Origin of the sequence: Azospirillum halopraeferens DSM 3675 (assembly GCF_000429625.1) — a bacterium.
Lineage (GTDB): Bacteria > Pseudomonadota > Alphaproteobacteria > Azospirillales > Azospirillaceae > Azospirillum > Azospirillum halopraeferens.
Window position 1 is genome coordinate 35,195 of record NZ_AUCF01000041.1, and the last position, 6,913, is coordinate 42,107.

The window sequence follows — 6,913 nt, forward strand, 5'->3', positions numbered from 1 at the left end:
GCGTTTCGCATGAGAGGGGTGCCGGACCGCACCGCCAAAATGCCGCTTTCCTTCGCGGCGGCGGCGCCATATTTTCGCCCCCGTGGTCGCGCAGGGTCGCCGGCGGAGCGGTTCGCGCCGGCGGAGCGTGCAGGGGAAACGGTGGTCATGAGATCCGGATCGAAGACGTCGACGTCGTTTGCCGCGCTGCTGCTGGGCGGCCTTCTGCTGGCCGCGCCCGCGTCGGCTCAGGACTCGGACTCCCTTGCCCACCGGTTGGACCGGCTGGAGGCCGGCGTCGCCGCGGCGGGCGTGCGGATGGAGGTGGCACAGGCTTTCGATGTGGCGCAGGGCGGTGCCGCCATTCCGCCGTCGCTGGCCGCCGATTTCGAGATCCGCCTGCAGCGCCTGGAGCGCGCCCTGTCGGAACTGACCGGCAAGTATGAAGAGGCGACCTACCAGCTCTCCCAGCTCCGGGACCGGCTGGACCGCATGAACGGCGACATCGACTTCCGCCTGCAGCAGATCGAAAGCGGCCGTGGCGGTTCGTCGGGTGGCGGCGCCGGCGCCGCTCCGGCGCCCGCAGCACCCCCGGCCGCGGCTGCTCCCGCGTCGCCTCCCGCTGCGGGGGGACCGCCGCCGGGGCAGAAGCCGGCCGGCCCGCAGGTGGCCCAGACCCAATCCCTGCCCGCCAACGCCGACCCGGTGCGGCAGTACGAGCACGCCTTCGAACTGCTTCGCCAGTCCGAATACGCCAAGGCGGAGGCCGCCTTCACCCAGTTCCTGGCGAAGAACAAGTCCCACCAGTACGCCGCCAACGCCCAATACTGGCTGGGCGAAACCTATTACGTGCGCGACAAGCATGCGGAAGCGGCCGTCGCCTTCGCCGAGGCGTTCCAGAAGTACCCGAAGTCGAGCAAGGCTCCCGACAGCCTTCTCAAGCTGGGCATGTCGCTGACGAAGCTGAACAAGAAGCAGGAGGCGTGCACCGCCTTCACCCAGCTCGTCACCCGATTCCCGGAGGCGGCGGCCAGCGTCAAGCGCCGCGCCGACCAGGAGCGCAAGAAGCTCAACTGTCCGGGCTGATCGCGGCGTGAACGCCGCAGCGCCGACGGTTTCCCCCCTCTCCGACGCCGGGTTCGCCGACCGGCTCGCCCGGATCGGCGGCTTCGAGGCGCGGCCGCGCCTTGCCGTCGGCGTCTCCGGCGGCGCCGACAGTCTGGCCCTGACGGTGCTCGCCCAGCGCTGGGCAGCGGCGCGCGGCGGCGCCGTGCTGGCGCTGACCGTCGACCACGGCCTGCGCGCCGGGTCAGCGGAGGAGGCCGTTCGGGTCGCCGGCTGGATGGCGGCGCATGGCATTGCCCACGCCACCCTGCGCTGGCAGGGCGGCAAGCCCGCCGCGGGCATCCAGGACGCCGCCCGGACGGCGCGGCGGCGCCTGCTGACCGAGCGCTGCCGGGATGAGGGCATCCTGCACCTGCTGCTGGCCCACCACCGGGACGACCAGGCCGAAACGGTGCTGCTGCGCCTGTCGCGCGGCAGCGGCATCGACGGTCTGGCCGGCATGGCGCCGCTGCGCTGGGAGGGGCCGGTGCGCGTGGTGCGCCCGCTGCTGGACGTGCCCCGGACGTCCCTGGAGGCCACATGCCGGGCGTTCGGCCAGCCCTGGATCGAGGATCCGTCCAACCGCTCCGCGGCCTATGCGCGGGGCCGTCTGCGCGCCGTTGCCCCGCTGCTGTCGGCGGAGGGGCTGAGCGCCGATCGGTTGTGCGACACCGCCCGCCGCGCCGCCCGCGCCCGCCGGGCGCTGGAGGAGGCGACGGCCGTGCTGCTCGCCGATGCGGCGGAGGTGTTCCCGGAAGGCTGGCTGCGCCTCGATACCGCCACCCTGGCCGCGGCACCGGACGAGGTGGGGTTGCGCGCGCTCTCCGCCGCCGTCGCCTGTGTCGGCGGCGCTCCGTACCCGCCCCGCGCCGAACGGCTGGAACGGCTGTACGCGGAGATCGCCGGCGGCCTTCCCGCCGGGCGCACCCTGGCCGGCTGCATCGTCCTGTCCCACCGTGGAAAAACTGTGATCGCCCGGGAGCCGCGGGCCACGGCGGGGGCCGTTCCGGCACGGCCGGGGGAGGTCGTCCTGTGGGATGACCGCTTCCGCGTCGTCCTGTCGCCCGACGCGCCGCCGGGGCTGACGGTGGCGTGCTCCGGTACCGCCGGGTGGCGGGCTGCGCGGGCTCTCCGGCCGGAGGTGGAGCGTCTTGCCCTGCCGGGTGCCGTGCGGGTCACGCTACCCGCTCTGTGGGACGCCGAAGGGGTGGTGGCGGTCCCGTCGGTAGGGGTTCGCCGCGGTCCGTTGAACTGGACCGCACACGTAGCGTTCACTCCGCGGATGCCCCTGGGAGGGCCAGCTTTTCCGGTTGTTAAAGACGGGTCCGGCATTATCTAATCTCGTGGACGTGCCCGTGGGATTGGGGGTGGGCCTCCGGGTCCGAAATCCGATCGGAGCAGGGTTCGCAGAAAGGCGTGTAACGTGAACAACTTCGGCAAAAATCTCGCGCTCTGGATCATCATCGGCCTCCTGCTGGTGGCGTTGTTCAACCTGTTCCAGAGTTCCTCCACCCGCAGCCCGCAGACCACGGTGCCGTTCAGCGAGCTTCTCGCCGAGGTGAATCGCGGGCAGGTGGCCGACGTGACCATCAAGGGCGACCAGGTGACCGGGCACTTCACCGATGGCCGGTCGTTCAGCACCTATGTCCCGCCGAACGCCAACCTGGTGGAGCGTCTGGCGGAGCGCAACGTGCGCATCAGCGCCGTTCCGGACGACAGCAACGTCCCCTCGCTGTTCAGCGTGCTGCTGTCCTGGTTCCCGATGCTGCTGCTCATCGGCGTCTGGATCTTCTTCATGCGCCAGATGCAGTCGGGCGGCGGCAAGGCTATGGGCTTCGGCAAGAGCCGGGCGCGTCTGCTCACCGAGAAGGTCGGCCGCGTCACCTTCGACGACGTGGCCGGCATCGACGAGGCCAAGCAGGAGCTTCAGGAAATCGTGGAGTTCCTGAAGGACCCGCAGAAGTTCCAGCGCCTGGGCGGCAAGATCCCGAAGGGCGTGCTGCTCGTGGGTCCGCCGGGTACCGGTAAGACGCTGACGGCACGTGCCGTGGCGGGCGAGGCCAACGTGCCGTTCTTCACGATCTCCGGCTCCGACTTCGTGGAGATGTTCGTGGGCGTCGGCGCCAGCCGCGTGCGCGACATGTTCGAGCAGGGCAAGAAGAACGCGCCGTGCATCATCTTCATCGACGAGATCGACGCGGTGGGTCGCCACCGCGGCGCCGGACTCGGTGGCGGCAACGACGAGCGTGAGCAGACCCTCAACCAGCTCCTGGTCGAGATGGACGGCTTCGAGGCGAACGAGGGCGTCATCCTCATCGCCGCGACCAACCGGCCCGACGTGCTCGACCCCGCGCTGCTGCGTCCGGGCCGCTTCGACCGGCAGGTGGTGGTGCCCAACCCCGACGTGCTGGGCCGCGAGAAGATCCTCAAGGTCCACATGCGCAAGGTGCCGCTGGCCCCGGACGTGGACGCGAAGATCATCGCCCGCGGCACGCCCGGCTTCTCCGGCGCCGATCTCGCCAACCTGGTGAACGAAGCGGCCCTGCTCGCCGCCCGCATGGGCAAGCGCGTGGTCGGCATGGCGGAGTTCGAGGGCGCCAAGGACAAGGTCATGATGGGGGCGGAGCGCCGCTCCATGGTCATGACCGAGGACGAGAAGAAGCTGACCGCCTATCACGAGGCCGGCCACGCCATCGTCGCCATCCATCAGCCCGACAGCGATCCGGTCCACAAGGCCACCATCATCCCGCGCGGCCGTGCGCTGGGCATGGTGATGCGCCTGCCGGAGGGTGACCGCATCTCGCTGAGCCAGGCGAAGCTGCAGGCGGACCTGCGCGTCGCCATGGGCGGCCGCATCGCCGAGGAGCTGATCTTCGGTCGCGAGCGGGTCACCACCGGCGCCTCGGGCGACATCAAGATGGCCACGGACATGGCACGCCGTATGGTCACCGAGTGGGGCATGAGCGACAAGCTGGGCCCGCTGCTGTACGGCGAGCCGACGCAGGAGGTCTTCCTCGGCCACTCCGTCACCCAGCACAAGAACATGTCCGATCACACCGCCCAGGTGGTGGACGAGGAGATCCGCCGGATCGTCGACGACTCCTACGGCGAGGCGAAGCGCATCCTGACGGAGAACATCGATCAGCTCCACACGCTGGCCAAGGGCCTGCTGGAGTATGAGACCCTGAGCGGCGAGGACATCAACACGCTGCTGCGTGGTGAGCCGCTGATCCGCGACGAGGACGGCGGCCGCAAGGAGACGGTGCAGACCCCGAAGGCGCCCGCCGGCCCCGGCCGCCGCGCGTCGGTCCCGCCGACCACCGGCGGCAAGGAAGCGGGTGGTCTCGATCCGGAGCCGCAGGGCACCTGACGGGCGAACGCCTACTGATACCATCCGGACCGGCGCCCCTTCGCGGGGGCGCCGGTTTTTTTTGGGGGGAAGCGATCAGCGGATGGAGGCGTCCGGGGCTGGGGGCGGGGTGCCGGTGGCGCTGCGGGTCAGGGCGGTCATGGTGGCCCGGACCCGGTCGTGATGGGCGTGAAGGTCGGGCAGGGTGGTGCGGGCGTAGCGCCGCACCCGGTCGTCGTCGGCACCGTCCGCCTTCGCTTCGTACAGCTTGATCGCGGCGGCATGGATCTCGTCCTGGAAATCCATGAAGCGGCGGTCGAAGCGGTCGCCGTCCTGTTCCGCCAGCGCCTCCAGGCGCCCCCGGGTGACGCGGTCCACCTCATCGGGCAGGGTGGCGCCCGCATCGGCCGCCAGGGTCTGCAAGTCGTCTATGGCCCTGGCGTGCGTGTCGGCAAGGGCGCGCCCGAACGTTCGGACACGCTCGTCCGCCGCCCGGTCCTGCGCCATCTTCCCGCTGCGGATGCCGGTCATGTGAAGGACCGCGGCTTCTCTCAGGAAGTTGCGATCCTGGAGCGCGAGGTTGCCCCCTGATGCATCCCCCGGCCGAGCGAGAACCGGTCCGGCGATCAGTGCCACGGCGCAGGCCGCGGCAAGGAGTCGGCGCATGAAGACGCTCCGTTGGCAGTGCGGTATCTGCCAGCGCGAACAGCATTCGCCGGGGCTTGTTCCCGAACGACGAAGCCCGCCGCGGCCGTGCCGCGGCGGGTTCCGAAGAGGTCCGTCGGTGGTCCGCTCCGCTCAGCGGGTGGGGACAGGCGGGTTCTTGGAATAGTCGTAAAAGCCGCGGCCCGCCTTGCGGCCGACCCAGCCGGCTTCGACGTACTTCACCAGCAGCGGGCAGGGGCGGTACTTGGAGTCGGCCAGACCCTCGTAGAGCACCTGCATGACGGCCAGGCAGGTGTCGAGGCCGATGAAGTCCGCCAGTTCCAGCGGGCCCATCGGGTGATTGGCCCCCAGCTTCAGCGCGGTGTCGATGGCCTCCACGCCGCCCACGCCCTCATACAGGGTGTAGACCGCTTCGTTGATCATCGGCAGCAGGATGCGGTTGACGATGAAGGCGGGGAAATCCTCGGCGACGGCCGCGGTCTTACCGATCTTCGCCGTCAGCTCACGCACCGCGGAGAACGTCTCCTCATCGGTGGCGATGCCGCGGATCAGCTCGACCAGCTGCATCACCGGCACCGGGTTCATGAAGTGCATGCCCATGAACTTGGCGGGGCGATCGGTCGACGCCGCCAGGCGGGTGATCGAAATCGAGGAGGTGTTGGTGGCGATCAGAGCCTCGGGCTTCAGGTTCGGCACCAGCTTCTTGAAGATGTCGCGCTTGAGCGACTCGTTCTCGGTCGCTGCTTCGATCACCAGGTCGCAATCGCCGAACAGCGCCATGTCGGTGCCGGTCTTGATGCGATCGAGCGACGCGGTCTTGTCGGCTTCGCTCATCTTGCCCTTCTGGACCTGCCGGTCCATGTTCTTGGCGATGAGGGAAACCGACTTGGTCAGCACGTCCTCGCTGATGTCGTTGAGAACAATGGAGTAGCCGGCCTGGGCGCAGACATGGGCGATACCGCTGCCCATCTGGCCGGCGCCGATGATGCCAATCTTCGTGATCGTGGACATGGAGCTTTTCCCGCAGATCGTTTGGTGGGTTATTGGCTTTGCTTAACGCACCTTGTCCAGGGCTTCCGTCAGCTCCGGCACCGCCTTGAAAAGGTCGGCGACGAGGCCGTAGTCGGCGATCTGGAAGATGGGCGCTTCCTCATCTTTGTTGATGGCAACGATGACCTTGCTGTCCTTCATGCCGGCCAGGTGCTGGATGGCGCCGGAGATGCCCACGGCGATGTACAGCTCCGGCGCCACGATCTTGCCGGTCTGCCCGACCTGATAGTCGTTGGGCACGAACCCCGCGTCCACCGCGGCCCGGCTCGCCCCCACCGCCGCCCCCAGCGTGTCCGCCAGCGCCTCCAGCAGCGCGAAGTTCTCGCCCGAACCCATACCGCGCCCGCCCGACACCACCACGCGCGCCTGCGTCAGCTCCGGCCGCTCCGACGTCGTCAGCTCCTGGCCGACGAAGCGCGCCGTGCCGGCGTCGCCCGTGCCGTCCACCGTCTCGATGGACGCCGAACCGCCCTGCGCCGCTGCCGCCTCGAAGGCGGTGGTGCGCACGGTGATCACCTTCACCGGGTCGGACGAGCGCACCGTGGCGATGGCGTTGCCGGCGTAGATCGGCCGGGTGAAGGTGTCCTCACCCTCCACGCTGAGGATGTCGGAGATGGCCGCCACGTCCAGCAGCGCCGCGGCGCGCGGCAGCAGGTTCTTGCCGTAGCTGGTGGCGGCGGCCAGCACATGGCCGTAGCCCTCCCCGGCCAGCCGCGCCACCAGGGGCGCCACGGCCTCCGGCAGGCCGTGGGCGTACTCCGGCGC

6 protein-coding genes are annotated in these 6,913 nt (G+C 69.8%); 3 read left to right on the forward strand and 3 right to left on the reverse strand.

What is annotated here, in order from left to right; translation table 11 throughout:
- The first annotated feature begins 147 nt into the window (after positions 1 to 147).
- The 3 genes from ybgF (at position 148) to ftsH (ending at position 4,453) form a co-directional block, all read left to right on the forward strand.
- Positions 148 to 1,065 carry a tol-pal system protein YbgF gene (gene ybgF / locus G472_RS0123775; RefSeq protein WP_029010380.1) on the forward strand — a complete coding sequence of 306 codons (918 nt, stop codon included), beginning with the start codon at positions 148 to 150 and terminating at the stop codon, positions 1,063 to 1,065.
- A 7-nt stretch (positions 1,066 to 1,072) separates the two neighbouring features.
- Entirely contained in the window at positions 1,073 to 2,422 is a 1,350-nt protein-coding gene (gene tilS / locus G472_RS0123780; protein ID WP_029010381.1) for a tRNA lysidine(34) synthetase TilS, read from the forward strand.
- Between the two features lie 84 nt (positions 2,423 to 2,506).
- Positions 2,507 to 4,453 carry an ATP-dependent zinc metalloprotease FtsH gene (gene ftsH, locus G472_RS0123785; RefSeq protein WP_029010382.1) on the forward strand — a complete coding sequence of 649 codons (1,947 nt, stop codon included), beginning with the start codon at positions 2,507 to 2,509 and terminating at the stop codon, positions 4,451 to 4,453.
- Positions 4,454 to 4,528: 75 nt separating this feature from the next.
- Here the strand turns inward: ftsH and G472_RS0123790 are convergent, their stop codons facing one another.
- The 3 genes from G472_RS0123790 to G472_RS0123800 all read right to left on the reverse strand — a co-directional run.
- Positions 4,529 to 5,098, reverse strand: a complete 570-nt coding sequence (locus G472_RS0123790) for a DUF4142 domain-containing protein (RefSeq protein WP_084536881.1) — start codon at positions 5,096 to 5,098, stop codon at positions 4,529 to 4,531.
- 132 nt (positions 5,099 to 5,230) lie between these two features.
- Positions 5,231 to 6,109: a 3-hydroxybutyryl-CoA dehydrogenase gene (locus tag G472_RS0123795; RefSeq protein ID WP_029010384.1), complete on the reverse strand. Its 879-nt coding sequence runs from the start codon at positions 6,107 to 6,109 to the stop codon at positions 5,231 to 5,233.
- Positions 6,110 to 6,151: 42 nt separating this feature from the next.
- Positions 6,152 to 6,913, reverse strand: a 762-nt coding sequence (locus G472_RS0123800; RefSeq protein WP_029010385.1) for an electron transfer flavoprotein subunit alpha/FixB family protein, incomplete at its 5' end; no start/stop codon positions are given.

What these genes read in the sequence shown, in the direction of transcription:
- G472_RS0123795 (WP_029010384.1), bottom strand. Translation starts at nt 6,109, where the DNA reads ATGTCCACGATCACGAAGATTGGCATCATCGGCGCCGGCCAGATGGGC.
- G472_RS0123790 (WP_084536881.1), bottom strand. Translation starts at nt 5,098, where the DNA reads ATGCGCCGACTCCTTGCCGCGGCCTGCGCCGTGGCACTGATCGCCGGA.
- ybgF (WP_029010380.1), top strand. Translation starts at nt 148, where the DNA reads ATGAGATCCGGATCGAAGACGTCGACGTCGTTTGCCGCGCTGCTGCTG.